General features: G+C 53.8%; 1 protein-coding gene. It reads right to left on the bottom strand.

Annotated elements, in window-relative coordinates:
* Positions 1-353, bottom strand: a 353-nt coding sequence (locus ACXIUA_RS00030; protein WP_457975835.1) for a serine hydrolase, incomplete at its 3' end; no start/stop codon positions are given.
* Positions 354-398: the final 45 nt, after the last annotated feature.

A 398-nucleotide genomic window follows, 5' to 3' on the forward strand; every position in this document is an offset into this window, starting at 1 on the left:
ATGTTGAACTTGATTCCCAGGTGGAAGCGCTTGTCGTCAACACCGGCTTCCTTGATGGTTTTGTTTACCTCTTCGAAACCACAGACAGCGTCAATCAACCCATTCGCCGCGGTGTTGTCCGAATACCTCATCACGTACTGCAACAGCCCGTCGAGCGTGTATTGGCCAGGGCCAATCACGCTTCCGCCAACACCATTGTCCCAATCGACCGTCACCGTCTTGTCTAGGTCATCGCCGAATTTCTTCAGCGCAGTAACCACTAACGGAGCCTTGATGGTCGATGCGGAGTACTCCTTCGTATCCTCGCCTACCGACGCCGTGAGCCCTTTGTATGGACCGTCAATGACACGCAAATAGACACCTAAATCAACCAGGACCGATCACCGCTGGGAATGGGG

The organism is Corynebacterium sp. UMB8791 (assembly GCF_054166365.1).